The sequence below is a fragment of the Streptomyces sp. V2I9 genome (assembly GCF_030817475.1).
Classification (GTDB): Bacteria; Actinomycetota; Actinomycetes; order Streptomycetales; family Streptomycetaceae; genus Streptomyces.
Genome location: NZ_JAUSZJ010000002.1, coordinates 2,536,390 through 2,548,858 on the forward strand (window position 1 = coordinate 2,536,390; position 12,469 = coordinate 2,548,858).

Sequence of the window (12,469 nt, forward strand, 5' to 3'; positions counted from 1 at the left end):
AACGCCGAAGGGGCCGTCCGCACCACGGATGGCGGACGGCCCCTTCGGGCGTCGTACGGAGCGCTCCTCGCGGAGCGGATCACCGGAGGGTCAGGAGGCCTTGGCCTTCTCGCCCTCGGTCTTGGCGGCGGCCGGAGCCGGGGCCGGCTTGGCGGCCTCGTAGAACTCCTCGCGCGGCGTCTCCATGGCGCCGAGCGAGACGACCTCGCGCTTGAGGAACATCGCCAGCGTCCAGTCGGCGAAGATCCGGATCTTGCGGTTCCAGGTCGGCATCGCCATGCCGTGGTAGCCGCGGTGCATGTACCAGGCGAGACGGCCCTTGAGCTTGATCTTCACCTTGCCCATGACGATCATCGCTACGCCCTTGTGCAGGCCGAGACCGGCGACCGCACCCTTGTTGGCGTGGCTGTACTCCTTCTGCGGGAAGCCCCGCATGCCGGAGATCACGTTGTCGCCGAGGACCTTCGCCTGACGCAGCGCGTGCTGGGCGTTGGGCGGGCACCAGGCGTTCGGGTTGCCGGCGCGGCGGCCGACCATGTCCGGCACCTGGGCGTTGTCGCCCGCGGCCCAGATGTAGTCGGTGCCCTGCACCTGGAGCTTCTCGGAGGTGTCCACGTGGCCGCGGGGGCCGAGCGGCAGGCCGAAGCGGGCCAGCGCCGGGTTCGGCTTCACACCGGCGGTCCACACGATGGTGCTGGAGTCGACCTCCAGGCCGTTCTTGAGGACCACGTGGCCGTCGACGCAGGAGTCCATCGAGGTGGAGAGGTAGATCTCCACACCGCGGCTCTCCAGGTGCTCCTTGCCGTAGGCGCCCAGCTTCGGGCCGACCTCGGGAAGGATCTTGTCGGCGGCGTCGACCAGGATGAAGCGCATGTCCTCGCGCTTCACGTTGGTGTAGTACTTGGCCGCGTCGCGGGCCATGTCCTCCACCTCGCCGATGGTCTCCGCGCCGGCGAAGCCGCCGCCCACGAAGACGAACGTCAGCGCCTTGCGGCGGACGTCCTCGTCGGTCGTGGAGTCGGCCTTGTCCAGCTGCTCCAGGACGTGGTTGCGCAGGCCGATGGACTCCTCGATGCCCTTCATGCCGATGCCCTGCTCGGCGAGGCCGGGGATCGGGAAGGTACGGGAGACCGCGCCCATCGCGATGACCAGGTAGTCGAAGGGCAGCTCGTAGGCCTCGCCGACGAGCGGCGCGACCGTGGCGACCTTGCGGTCCTGGTCGATGGTCGTGACCCGACCGGTGAGAACCTCAGCCTTGGGCAGCACGCGTCGCAGCGGGACGACGACATGCCGAGGCGAGATGCTGCCGGCGGCAGCTTCGGGGAGGAAGGGCTGGTACGTCATGTACGACCGCGGGTCGACGACCGTGACGGTCGCCTCTCCGTATCGCATCTTCTTCAGAATGCGACGAGCTGCGTACAGGCCTACGTACCCACCGCCTACAACGAGGATCCTGGGACGCTCCGTGGTGCTCATGCCATCGAGTATCCACCCCTCCCGAGGGGGGTGCTCGTGAGCCCCTTCACAAGGATTGACCGGCCCTCTGCTACACTTCGCCGCCCACGTGACCCAGGTCATGGTTGACCGAGGGAACCAGAACACCCCCGGAAACGTTGTGCACCGCCTGTGAGCTGGCCCTTGACCCTTCCGGCAGGGTGAACCACGGGCCCTCCGGACACGGGCGGGACGCCCTCGGAGCGGGCGCGCCGCACCCTCGCACGGGCCCCGACACCCCCCACAGGACCCCGAACGGCCCCCACGGCGACCAACCGGACCCGATTCCTTGTGAAGAAGTTCACGAACTTTCTCGCCCCACCCCACCGATTCGCCCCCCGGAGGGGCCTCCGGGGGGCGAATCGAAGCTCAACGGTGCAGGTGACACCCCGATCGAGCGGGCGGCGGGTGCGGTACACCGTGCCGCGCGCCCGCGGGCCCTTCGCCCTACGCGGCGCTCCAGGCGATCCCGTCGAGGATGTCGTGTTCGCTGACGACGACCTCGTGGGCGCCCGTCCGCTCCATCACCGCGAGCAGGATCAGCGCTCCCGCGCCGATCACGTCGACCCGGCCGGGGTGCATCACGGGGATCGCGGCGCGTTCCTCGTGGGTGGAGCGGAGCAGGTGCTCGGTGATGGCGCGGACCTGGCCGCGGGTGATCCGGGAGTGGTGGATGGCCCCGGAGTCGTACGCCTCCAGCTCCAGCGCGATCCCGGCGACCGTGGTGACGGTGCCCGCCAGACCGACCAGGGTGCCGGCCCCGGTGAGCGGAACGGTCCGCTCGGCCAGGTCGAGGGCGGCGTCCACGTCGGCGCGGATCGCGGCGGTCCGCTCGTGGCTGGGCGGGTCCACGACGGCCCCGTCCGCGACGAGGTGACGCTCCGTCATCCGTACGCAGCCGATGTCCACGGACCGGGCCGCCTCCACCCGGTCGGAGCCGAGGACGAACTCGGTGGAGCCGCCGCCGATGTCCACGACCAGGTACGGCTTCGCCAGGTCGTCGCGGCCGGCCAGCTCCTTGGTGGCCCCGTCGAAGGAGAGCTGGGCCTCCTGGTCGCCGGTGATCACCTCGGGCTCGACGCCCAGGATGTCCCGCACCCCGGCCACGAACTCGGCGCTGTTCTCGGCGTCGCGTGAGGCGGAGGTGGCGACGAACCGGACGCGCTCCGCGCCCAGTTCCCCGATCGCGGCGGCGTACTCGCGGCAGGCCGCGAACGTCCGCTCCAGCGCCTCGGGGGCGAGCCGGCCGGTCCGGTCGACGCCCTGGCCGAGGCGGACGATCGTCATCCGCCGGTCCAGTTCGGTGAAGGAGCCGGTGGCGGGGTCCACGTCGGCGACGAGGAGCCGGATGGAGTTGGTGCCGCAGTCGATCGCGGCGACCCGCGTCACGCGCCCTGCCCGTCGGCGGCCGGGCCGTCGAGCGGACGGAAGGCGGCATAGCCGTCACCGTCGCCGTCCACCGTCCAGCCGTCCTCCTCGCTCGGCGGCGTGCACGGCGTCACGCAGGGGCCCTTGGCCCACCACTCGGGCAGCATAGCGATGGCCTCGTCGCCCAGCGGGTTCACGCCGGGTCCGGCGGCCAGCGAGTGGCCGACCAGGACGTGCAGGCACTTCACCCGGTCCGGCATGCCGCCCGCGCTGGGGAAGCCCTCCAGGACCTCGATGGCGTCACGGCGGGCGATGTAGTCCTCGTGCGCGGCCCGGTACGCCTCGGCCAGCTCCGGGTCGGTCCCCAGACGGGCCGTCATCTCCTTCATGACCCCGTTGGCCTCCAGCGTGCCGATCGCCGAGGCCGCCCGGGGGCACGTCAGGTAGAACGTCGTCGGGAACGGCGTGCCGTCCTCCAGACGCGGCTGGGTCTCCACCACGTCCGGATTGCCGCACGGGCAGCGGTGCGCGATGGCGCGCAGGCCGCGCGGCGGACGCCCGAGCTGCTGCTCGAACGCGGCGATGTCCGCGTCGGTGGGCTGGGTGGACTCGGTCTGCGGAGGGGGCGTTTCCATGCCTGCCTTGGTTCTGCTCGGAAGCTGTGGAGGTGGACGTACGGGAGTGGCCGTACGGGATCGGTCGGTCAGTCGCGGTCGGCGCTGTCCACGCCGTCCCAGAGATTGGAGTGCCAGGGACGGTCGTTCGCGCCGGGTTCGCCGCGGGAGTCCTTCGCCGCGTCGGGGTCGGCCACGGTGTAGCCGATCTCCCCGGGGAGTACGTAATGGAGGTGCTGGCGGGCGAGCCGCATGATGTACGCGTCGTCCTGGAGCCGCGCCTTCTCGTCCCGCAGCTCCTCGGTGCGCCGCTGCGCCTCCTGCGAGAGCCGCTCCTGTTCGGCGATCTCGTCACGCTGGGAGACGTACTGCCGCATCGGGTAGGCGAGCGCCACCACCAGGGAGCAGACGACCAGCGCGAGGAACGCGGCCCGGCCGGTGAGCCGGGAGCGGCGGTCCTGGCGGCGGCTCTGCGACCGGTACACGCGGGCCGCGGTCTGCTCGCCCAGCAGCCGCAGCCTGGTAGAGGTGGAGAACCGGTCGCGGTCCTTCCCGGCCATGTCTCCCGCCTCCCCGTTACGCACGTCCGTCCCCGCACACGGTACGGGACCGGGTGCGGGGACGGGCGGAGGCTACCGTCCTACGGCGACGGGTCAGCCCTTGAAGCGCGGGAAGGCGGAGCGGCCCGCGTACACCGCGGCGTCGTCGAGGATCTCCTCGATGCGCAGCAGCTGGTTGTACTTGGCGACGCGGTCCGAGCGGGCCGGGGCGCCGGTCTTGATCTGGCCGCAGTTCACGGCGACGGCGAGGTCGGCGATGGTGACGTCCTCGGTCTCGCCGGAGCGGTGCGACATCATGCACTTGAAGCCGTTGCGCTGGGCCAGCTCGACGGCGTCCAGGGTCTCGGTCAGCGAACCGATCTGGTTGACCTTGACCAGCAGGGCGTTGGCGGAGCCCTCCTCGATGCCGCGGGCCAGGCGCTCGGGGTTGGTGACGAAGAGGTCGTCGCCGACGATCTGGACCTTGGAGCCGATGCGGTCGGTGATGACCTTCCAGCCGGCCCAGTCGTCCTCGTACAGCGGGTCCTCGATGGAGACGAGCGGGTACGCGGAGACGAGCTCCTCGTAGTACTCGGTCATCTCGGCGGCCGAGCGGGACTTGCCCTCGAACTCGTAGACGCCGTCCTTGTAGAACTCGGACGCGGCGACGTCGAGCGCGAGCGCGATGTCGCGGCCCGGAACGTACCCGGCCTCCTTGATGGCCTCGACGATGAGGTCCAGGGCGGCGCGGTTGGACTCCAGGTTCGGGGCGAAGCCGCCCTCGTCGCCGAGTCCGGTGGACAGGCCCTTGGTCTTGAGGACCTTCTTCAGCGTGTGGTAGATCTCCGCGCCCCAGCGCAGGGCCTCGGAGAAGGACTCGGCGCCGATCGGCGCGATCATGAACTCCTGGATGTCCACGTTGGAGTCGGCGTGCGAGCCGCCGTTCAGGATGTTCATCATCGGAACGGGCAGCAGGTGCGCGTTCGGGCCGCCGAGGTAGCGGAAGAGCGGCAGGTCGGACGCCTCGGAGGCGGCGTGCGCGACGGCCAGCGAGACGCCGAGGATGGCGTTGGCGCCGAGCGACGCCTTGTTCTCGGTGGCGTCCAGGTCGAACATCGCCTGGTCGATGAGGCGCTGCTCGGTGGCGTCGTACCCGACGAGCTCCGGGCCGATCTGCTCGATGACGGCGAGGACGGCCTTCTCGACGCCCTTGCCCTGGTAGCGGTTGGGGTCACCGTCACGAAGCTCGATGGCCTCGAACGCACCGGTGGAGGCACCGGACGGAACGGCAGCACGGCCCGTGCTGCCGTCGTCGAGGCCGACCTCGACCTCGACCGTGGGGTTGCCGCGGGAGTCGAGGATTTCCCTGGCTACGACGACGTCGATGGACGGCACGAGGCATCTCCTTCTGGGATCTGACACTGGTTGTGCAGGGTCACTGTGGCCTTGCGACCCGAGCCTATCCGGCCCGGCCGCGTTGACCGGCCGACCGCCCGACTCCTGGGACGAAAAAGGACCCGAGGGTGCGCGTATCGGGGCGAAACTCTAGAAATCTACCGAGCGGTAACCACAAGAGGTGAACGCGGCCGCGCTCATCCGCTCTCCCGCTCCCACGAAGAACCCGGCCCGGCGCGCTGGGGGGACGAGCGCGCCGGGCCGGGAAGCCGTGCGAGGGAGGGAGCCGCCGGACGCCCTCCCTCCGGGGAGGAGAGACGGCGGTTACTTCAGGTGGAGCTGCTGACCGGGGAAGATCAGGTTCGCGTCCTTGACGATGTCGTCGTTGAGCTCGAAGAGCTTGCTCCAGCCGCCCTTGACGCCTTCCTTCTGAGCGATCTTGCTCAGGGTGTCGCCGGTCTTGACCTTGTACTCGCCGTCGCCCTTCTGGACCTTCTCGCCGGTCGGGGTCGTGACGGTCTTCTTGCTCTCGGCCTTCTTCTCGGCCTGCGGCGCGGAGCGCTGCTCGGAGCGCGTGGCGGGCTGCTCGGCCTCGCGCTCGGGCTGCGCCTGCTGGGACCGGCCGGAGCCGGTGTTGACGCCCGGGTCCACGCCGTCGTCGGTCAGACCGCCCGCGCCGGCACAGGCCCAGGCGCCCGGACCCTGCATGTCGAGGAGCTTCTCGGCGGTGGCGATCTGCTGGTCCTTGGAGGCCAGGTCGGCGCGCGCGGCGTACTGCGTACCGCCGGCGGCGGCCCAGCTGGACTGGGAGAACTGAAGGCCGCCGTAGTAGCCGTTGCCGGTGTTGATGGACCAGTTGCCGCCGGACTCGCACTGGGCGACGGCGTCCCAGGTCTCGACGGAGGCGGCGGAAGCGGTGGTCGCGCCCATCAGCGGGACGGCGACGGCCGCGCCGGTGACACCCGCGAGGGTGGCGATACGGACGGCCTTGGACGGGCGGCGGTGCTTGCCCTTGCTGTTCAGCAGCATGGAACGAATCTCCTCACCGACGCCTACGAGGTGAGCTGTCGGGTTCGGGCTGATGAGTTGCCCGGCCGTGCGTCCTTGCGCACGTCTTCACCCCTAGCCGGTTCCGTACGCCCCCGTCTTCTCGACGAGGCGTCCGGACCCGGCGGCTTACCTGGGTCCCCCGCTCCTGCCTACGGCGCTTGCGCGTCTGTTCCCTCCGGCCGCCGGCAGGATTCGGCGTGACGGTCGTCGGGGCCCGCGGTGCGAGCGGCTTAGACCGTAAACACAGCCAACCCCGACATTCAAGGACGGACATAGAGGACAATCGGCCCGAACTCGCCACCGAGACCCATCCGTTTCCGCAGGTCGGGGGCGATGCGCCCGGATCGGCCGGGCGAAATGCGTGAGTTGAAGCAAAGAGACCCATGTCTCACTTACACAAAAGTGGACATAGGTCTCTGAACTGCCCGCGCTTTCGGGGCATTTTCCCGCCGGGATCAGTGGCCGACGGGCTCTTCGGCACGCTCCGGGGCGGTCGGGTCGGCGTCCTGGTCGCCACCCTTGCCCGCGTCCCGGCCCAGACCCAGGTCCAGGTTCTGGCCGGGCAGGATCAGGTCCGGGTCGGAGCCCAGGACGTCCTTGTTGGCCTCGTACAGCCCGGTCCAGCCGCCGGGCAGCTCCTGCACGTCGGCGATGACCCAGAGGTTGTCACCGGCCCGCACCGTGTACGTGCCCGTCGCGCCGCCGTCCCGTGCGTCGCCCTCGCCACGCGAAGCGTGCCGGCCGGAACCGCGCGGGCCGTCCTCCTGGCCGGCCTCCTCGGGCGCGGGGGCGCCGCGGTGCTTGCCGCCCTCGCCCGCCGGGGCGTCGGGGGCGGTCGACGGGTCCGCGCCGGGGGCCGGCGGGACGGTGGGCGTCACCGGGGAGTCGGGGGCCTCGGCCCCCTTCTCCGCACCCCCCTTGCCCGCCTTGTCACCTTCCTCCCCCTTCGTTCCGGACCCGTCGGCTTCACCGGACGTGCCGGATTCATCCGCCGTGTCGCCGGCGCCCGCCTCATCGGCCGGATCGGTCGTGGGGTCGGCCGTCGGGTCGGGGGAAGGCGCGGTGCCGGGGTCGACGCCGGGCAGAACGCCGTCCGTGGCGAGGCCGGAGATCACCGCGCAGCTCGGCCACGCCCGGGGACCCCGGTCGGCCAGGACCTTCTCGGCGATGGAGATCTGCTGCGACCGGCTGGCGAGATCGGCGCGGGGTGCGAACTCCGTGCCGCCGTACGCCGACCAGGTCTCCTGCGAGAACTGCAGCCCGCCGTAGTAGCCGTTGCCGAGGTCGGCGCTCCACATGCCGCCGCTCTCGCACTCCGCCACCCGGTCCCAGGTGGCCGAGTCGGCCGCGTGCGCGCCGCTCGCACCGAGCAGCGGGATGGCGATGGCCGACCCCGTCACCCCCGCGGCGACGATGAGGGCGGGTGCCTGGCGAGGTCGGCGGTGTCTGCCGTTCGCGGAGCCCATGGGTATGCCTTCCGTGCGACTGACAAGCTGGGTGCCCGGACGCCGCGCGGCGGGATCGCGCCCTCCGCGCCCGGTGTCCGAGTGACGCGTGCGCAACGTGCGACCCACGCGTCGAACCGTGAACCTAGCGGGACCCGAACGTATGTCACAAGTCGATGCAGCGCAGATCACGTGAAAGTCACAGAGTTGACAGCGAGTCACCTTTCGCGGTCGGCTCGCCCGGTTCGAACGCGACCGGAAGGGTGCGCAGCCCCCGCATGATGAGCCCGCCGCGCCAGCGCAGATCGGCGGGATCGGCGGCGAGTCGCAGGTCGGGGAGGCGTCTCAGCAGCGTGGCGAGCGCGGTCCGCCCCTCCAGCCGGGCCAGCGGTGCGCCCAGGCAGTAGTGGATGCCGTGCCCGTACCCGAGGTGCTGATTGTCACGCCGCGCGAGGTCCAGGGTGTCCGGATCGTCGAACCGCTCCGGGTCGCGGTCGGCCGCCGCGAGCACCACCAGGACGGGGTCCCCGGCGGCGATCTCCTCGCCGCCCAGGGTCAGCGGTTCGGTGGCGTACCGCCAGGTCGCCATCTCCACCGGCCCGTCGTACCGCAGCAGTTCCTCGATCCCGGTGTCCAGCAGCTCGCTCTCCCCCGGCACCGGGGACGCCTCCAGGGACGCCTGGAGCCGCGACCGCTGTCCGGGGTGGCGCAACAGCGCGTACATCCCGTTGCCGATCAGGTTGACCGTCGTCTCGAACCCGGCGAACAGCAGGATGAACGCCATCGCGGCGGCTTCGTTCTCCGTGAGGTGCTCGCCGTGGTCGCTGGCCCGGATGAGCCCGGAGATCAGGTCGTCGCCGGGGTTCTCCCTTTTACGGTGGATGAGTTCGGCGAGATATCCGCGCATCTTCTTCACCGACCGGGCGACCCCGCCGCGCGGTCCGCCGCCGTGCCGGATCATCATGCCCGCCCAGTCCCGGAAGTCGTCCTGGTCCTCCTCCGGGACGCCGAGCAGGTCGCAGATGGCGTAGATGGGGAGCGGGAAGGCGAGATCGTGGATGAGGTCGGCCTTCCCCTCCTCGACGAACGCGTCGATGAGCCGGTCGGTCAGCTCCTGCACGCGGGGCGCGAACTCCGCGACCCGGCGCGGGGTGAACGCCTTGGACACGAGCCGGCGCAGCCGGGTGTGGTCCGGAGGGTCGATGTTGAGCAGATGCGTCATCAGCTCCGCCTTGCGCTCCCCCGGAATGCCCGTCTTCCCCTTGGCGTGCGGCGACTCGGCGTGGTGGGCCGGGTTCTTGGAGAGCCGTGTGTCGGCGAGGGCCTGCTTGGCGTCCCCGTACCGGGTCACGAGCCATGCCTCGACCCCGCTGGGCAGCACCGTGCGGTGCACGGGGCGGTGCTCACGGAGCCAGGCGTAGGCGGGGTAGGGGTCGGTGGCGAACTCCCAGGTGAAGAGTTCGGGGGCGGGGGTCGCCGAGTCGGCCCCGTCCGGCGCGGCGGCGGCCTCCTCCTGCGGGGTGGCGTGCGGGCAGGCGGGCGGCTCGGGGGTGCTCGGTGCGGGGCTGTCGTTCACTCCTCGACGGTATCGGGCACGGCGTCGCGGGCTGTCCGCAGTCTCCCCGCGTAGTCCGCCGCCACCCGGCTCCCGCCCTCGGCACCGCGGTCCAGCCAGAACAGCGCCCGGCCCACGAGCACCGTCACCAGAAGGCCCTGTGCGTAGCGGTTCCCGGCCTCCGCCGCCCGCTCCAGGTACGGAACGGCCTCGACCACCTCACCCCGTTCCGCGAGAGCCTTGCCGACGATCCCCGCCGCCTCGACGCCGCCCGCGTCGGCGGAGTTCCGGTACCACTGCTCGGCGTACCGGACCTGCCCGGCCGCTTCGCAGAGGCGGCCGAGCACCAGCCCGACCTCGGGGCGCCCGTCCGCCTCACCCTCCAGCGCGCTCCGGGCGCTCTCCACCACCACCCCCTGGCGGTCCGGCTCGCCGCGTACGGCTTCCATGGCAGGGAGCCACAGGCCGAGCGGCACGGGCGGGGCGTCCGGGCGGGCCGCCGCCTCCCGGTGCAGGGAGGGGAAGGCCCTCCAGGTGTCGGGCTCCGCACCCCCGAGCAGCATTCCGGCGACGCCGTGGCGGACCTCGGACGCCCACGCGAGCGCGTCCTCGAACGACTCCCCGGCCGCCTGCGCGGCCTCCGGTCCGTACAGCGCGCCACGCCTCGCGCAGCACGTCCGACGGGACGGGGGTGTCGTCGGTGCCGCACCGGGCCAGGTCCATGGCGACGCGCACCAGCAGGTGTCCGTGCGGGTGGGCGTGGGGGCGGCGGGCGCGCCACCACTCGTCCCACAGCTCCGGGCCGACGGCGAGGAACGCGGCGATGTCCCCGTCCTCGCACCGGAGGGACGCGTCTCCCAGCCGGCGGTCCTCGCGCGCCCCGGCCAGCCGTTCCCGTTCGGACGCCGTCCATACGCGGGTCAGCTCCACCGGACCGACGCCGACCAGGACCCGCGCACGGGCCTGTCCGCCGAAGCGGTGGGTGTCGTACGCCTCGTCGCTCATCGTGGCGATCACCGGGACGCGCAGCCGGGCGAGGTCGGCGAGGAGCGCCGGGGTCAGGCCGTGTTCGCCGAGGTGGCCCTCCAGTTCGTCCAGCCAGACCGCACACCGCTCCTCGCCCCGTCCGCGCAGCACGGCGGGCAGGCCGCGCAGATCCGTGCCGGAGGCGGGGGCGAAGAGGCGTGTCGGGCCCGGCAGGTTGGCGAGCATCCCCACCCAGGCGGTCCGGCTCTTCCCGGACAGGGGCTCCCCGGTCACCAGCACCAGCCCGCCGGTACCGGCGGCCGCGCACATGCGCTTCTCCAGCAGGGCGTCGCCGTCGCGGGCGACGTAAGGGGGGAGTACCGGCTCGTCGCCCACCTGCCCGGCGCGCCGCACACCGAAGGCGGTCGGGTCCGCCGTGTCGAGGCGGGGCCAGTCGGTGACCGGGGGCAGGCCGGTGTGCTGCGGCGCTCCGAAGTAGGTGTGCACGCCGCCGTTGAAGGTCCTGGCCTGGACCACCGGGCCCTCGAAGACGCCGCCCGAGACACCGTTGCGGTGGGCGGCGGCATCGGGCACGGGCGGACCCGTCCGAGGGCGGGAGACCGTACGTGCCGCCTCGTCGTCGCCGTAGGCGTCGGCGATCGCCTTCAACTCCTCGTAGGCGTGAGGAGACGTGCGCCGCGTCTCCCGCAGGAGCTCCAGGAGGACCGAGGCGCGCCGGCGCCTCTCCACGTCGGACGGATCTCTTCCGGGAGTGGTCTCCGCCAGTCCGTGCAAGCGCATCAGGAGAAAGCTGTTGGTCGTGCCCTCCAACGCTTCGACGGCCAGTTCGTACACGCTCGGATCACCATGGTCGATGCCCCGCAGCAAGGTACGGGCCAGCACCGTCAGTTCGTCGTCCACGCCCGTCCCCCACCCCTCATGACGCCCCTGCCGTCACCGTAGCCAACCCGCGTGCCCCTCCGCTGCCAGGATCGCGTCCCGGTAGGCGCGGGCGGCGGCGCGCAGGGCCGCCTCCGGGTCGGTTCCGGCGGCCTCGGCGCGTACGGCGAGGGCGAGGAGTTCGTAGCCGAGGGAATCGCCCGTGGGCAGGGGGACGTCGAGGCCGGCTGTACGGGCCCGGCTGCCGAGCTTGGCGGCGAGGGCCAGGCCGGGCTGGCCGAGGGGGACGCCCTCGGTGACCGAGGTGCGCTGCTTCTCGATCGCCTTGGTGCGCAGCCAGTGCGCGTGGACGTCCTCCGGGGTCTCGGCGGTCGCGTCGCCGAAGACGTGCGGGTGGCGGTGGATCAGCTTCTCGACGAGTCCGCCCGCGACGTCGTCGATGGCGAACGGTTCCGCCCCGTCCTCCGGGCGGCCTTCCTCGGCGATGCGCGCGTGGAAGACGACCTGGAGCAGGACGTCGCCCAGCTCCTCCCGCAGTTCGTCCCGGTCGCCGTCCTCGATCGCCTCGACCAGCTCGTACGCCTCCTCGATCGCGTACTTGGCGAGGCCCCGGTGCGTCTTCCGCGAGGTCCAGGGGCAGGTGCGGCGGATGCGGTCCATGACCTGGACCACGTCCAGCAGCCGGGCTCCGGGCAGGTCGTAGGAGCCGGGGAGCAGTTCCAGGTCCGGCATGGCGACCCGGCCCGAGCCGCCGAGCCGGGCCAGGCCGTCCGTCAGCCGGGTGTCGCCCTCCCCGCCGACCAGGACGACGACGGTCCGGCCGCCCGCGCACTCCGCGACCAGGTCGTCGGCGGCGGGTACGGCGTGCTCGGCGCGTACGCCCGCCTCATGGAGGTAGGGCAGTTGCGGGTGGTCCGGGTCGGTGACCAGGACCCGGTCGGCGGCGTGCAGCGTCTGCCAGGCCGGCCAGGACAGCAGGCCGGGCGCGACCCGGTGGCTGGCGGTGAGCAGGACGATGCGGCCGGGGCCGGCGGGGGTCTCGACGGAGGCGTCGGGGGCTTCGGCGTTCACCGTGCGAACCTACCTCCGGCGGCGGTGGCTCCGGCCCGGCGGCCCCTTCCCCCGGTCCGGGCTCCCGCCGCG

General features: G+C 72.1%; 11 protein-coding genes and 1 riboswitch. All 11 genes read right to left on the minus strand.

Annotated elements, in window-relative coordinates:
* Positions 1-90 precede the first annotated feature (90 nt).
* The 11 genes from QFZ71_RS11040 to QFZ71_RS11090 all read right to left on the minus strand — a co-directional run bounded on the left by QFZ71_RS11040 (position 91) and on the right by QFZ71_RS11090 (position 12,397).
* The gene (locus tag QFZ71_RS11040) at positions 91-1,476 is read right to left on the minus strand and encodes an NAD(P)/FAD-dependent oxidoreductase (protein ID WP_307668077.1); all 1,386 of its coding nucleotides are present in this window, start codon (positions 1,474-1,476) and stop codon (positions 91-93) included.
* Between the two features lie 465 nt (positions 1,477-1,941).
* The gene (locus QFZ71_RS11045) at positions 1,942-2,883 is read right to left on the minus strand and encodes a Ppx/GppA phosphatase family protein (protein ID WP_307668078.1); all 942 of its coding nucleotides are present in this window, start codon (positions 2,881-2,883) and stop codon (positions 1,942-1,944) included.
* A complete protein-coding gene (locus tag QFZ71_RS11050; RefSeq protein ID WP_307668079.1) occupies positions 2,880-3,497 on the minus strand; it encodes a DUF501 domain-containing protein in 618 nt (205 codons plus the stop codon). Before QFZ71_RS11050 ends, QFZ71_RS11045 begins: the two co-directional genes overlap by 4 nt.
* A 68-nt stretch (positions 3,498-3,565) precedes the next feature.
* Positions 3,566-4,036: a septum formation initiator family protein gene (locus QFZ71_RS11055; RefSeq protein WP_307668080.1), complete on the minus strand. Its 471-nt coding sequence runs from the start codon at positions 4,034-4,036 to the stop codon at positions 3,566-3,568.
* 93 nt (positions 4,037-4,129) lie between these two features.
* Positions 4,130-5,410, minus strand: a complete 1,281-nt coding sequence (eno, locus tag QFZ71_RS11060; RefSeq protein WP_006125111.1) for a phosphopyruvate hydratase — start codon at positions 5,408-5,410, stop codon at positions 4,130-4,132.
* Between the two features lie 324 nt (positions 5,411-5,734).
* Positions 5,735-6,439 (minus strand): transglycosylase family protein, encoded by a 705-nt coding sequence (locus QFZ71_RS11065; protein WP_307668081.1) that lies wholly within the window; start codon positions 6,437-6,439, stop codon positions 5,735-5,737.
* A 5-nt stretch (positions 6,440-6,444) separates the two neighbouring features.
* A riboswitch (cyclic di-AMP (ydaO/yuaA leader) is annotated at positions 6,445-6,627 on the minus strand.
* A gap of 288 nt (positions 6,628-6,915) precedes the next feature.
* Positions 6,916-7,926, minus strand: coding sequence for a transglycosylase family protein (locus QFZ71_RS11070; RefSeq protein WP_307668082.1), 1,011 nt, complete (start codon positions 7,924-7,926; stop codon positions 6,916-6,918).
* Positions 7,927-8,104: 178 nt separating this feature from the next.
* Positions 8,105-9,481 carry a cytochrome P450 gene (locus QFZ71_RS11075; RefSeq protein ID WP_307668083.1) on the minus strand — a complete coding sequence of 459 codons (1,377 nt, stop codon included), beginning with the start codon at positions 9,479-9,481 and terminating at the stop codon, positions 8,105-8,107.
* A complete protein-coding gene (locus QFZ71_RS11080; RefSeq protein ID WP_307668084.1) occupies positions 9,478-9,909 on the minus strand; it encodes a hypothetical protein in 432 nt (143 codons plus the stop codon). The genes QFZ71_RS11075 and QFZ71_RS11080 overlap by 4 nt, the downstream gene beginning before the upstream one ends.
* Positions 9,836-11,347: a hypothetical protein gene (locus QFZ71_RS11085; protein ID WP_307668085.1), complete on the minus strand. Its 1,512-nt coding sequence runs from the start codon at positions 11,345-11,347 to the stop codon at positions 9,836-9,838. Before QFZ71_RS11085 ends, QFZ71_RS11080 begins: the two co-directional genes overlap by 74 nt.
* 33 nt (positions 11,348-11,380) lie before the next feature.
* The gene (locus tag QFZ71_RS11090) at positions 11,381-12,397 is read right to left on the minus strand and encodes a nucleoside triphosphate pyrophosphohydrolase (protein ID WP_307668086.1); all 1,017 of its coding nucleotides are present in this window, start codon (positions 12,395-12,397) and stop codon (positions 11,381-11,383) included.
* Positions 12,398-12,469: the final 72 nt, after the last annotated feature.

Coding starts and splice junctions, on each gene's coding strand:
- QFZ71_RS11040 (WP_307668077.1), bottom strand. CDS start 1,476: ATGAGCACCACGGAGCGTCCCAGGATCCTCGTTGTAGGCGGTGGGTAC.
- QFZ71_RS11050 (WP_307668079.1), bottom strand. CDS start 3,497: ATGGAAACGCCCCCTCCGCAGACCGAGTCCACCCAGCCCACCGACGCG.
- QFZ71_RS11055 (WP_307668080.1), bottom strand. CDS start 4,036: ATGGCCGGGAAGGACCGCGACCGGTTCTCCACCTCTACCAGGCTGCGG.
- QFZ71_RS11065 (WP_307668081.1), bottom strand. CDS start 6,439: ATGCTGCTGAACAGCAAGGGCAAGCACCGCCGCCCGTCCAAGGCCGTC.
- QFZ71_RS11070 (WP_307668082.1), bottom strand. CDS start 7,926: ATGGGCTCCGCGAACGGCAGACACCGCCGACCTCGCCAGGCACCCGCC.
- QFZ71_RS11080 (WP_307668084.1), bottom strand. CDS start 9,909: ATGGAAGCCGTACGCGGCGAGCCGGACCGCCAGGGGGTGGTGGTGGAG.